1 pseudogene is annotated in these 633 nt (G+C 76.0%); it reads left to right on the forward strand.

The features are described from left to right. Positions 1–475 (forward strand): annotated as a pseudogene (locus tag GTW08_RS20870) (hypothetical protein); the annotation flags it as partial. Positions 476–633 lie beyond the last annotated feature (158 nt).

A 633-nucleotide genomic window follows, 5' to 3' on the forward strand; every position in this document is an offset into this window, starting at 1 on the left:
GGTCGCCGCGCTGACCGAGCGCGTCCGCGACGAGATCGCCCCCGTCGCCGGACGGCTGCGTGCTGCGGGGCGCCCGGACCGGGCCGTCGGCACCTCCAAGACCTTCCGGACGCTGGCCCGGCTCGCCGGTGCCGCGCCGTCCAGCGCCGGGCCGGGCGCCCGCCGCACGCTGACCGCGCAGGGCCTGCGCCAGCTGTCGGCGTTCATCACCCGGATGTCGGGTCCCGACCTCGCCCAGCTCGACGGTGTGAGCGCCAGCCGGGCGCACCAGCTCGTCGCCGGGGCGGTCGTCGCGCAGGCCGCGATGGACGCCCTCGGCGTGACCGAACTCGAGATCTGTCCGTGGGCGTTGCGCGAGGGAGTGATCCTCCGGCGCTTCGACATGCTCGATGGGACGAACGGGGACGACCGCTCGGCGCAGACATCCCCGGGCGGGCTTGGACCCTTGACAACACACAGGGCACGGTGGTCGTGATGAGTGTGGACAGCGGAGAGCCTCGCCAGCGGACGGTCGCGGAGCTCCTGGCCGCCAACGGCGGCCAGCAGCCCGGACGACGCCGCCGTCGTCGCGCCGCGGAGGACGACGAAGGGCCCGGCGCCCCGTCGCCCGCGGCACCCGCGCGGACGGACGTG

This window comes from Pseudonocardia sp. SID8383, from assembly GCF_009864975.1.
Lineage (GTDB): Bacteria > Actinomycetota > Actinomycetes > Mycobacteriales > Pseudonocardiaceae > Pseudonocardia > Pseudonocardia alni.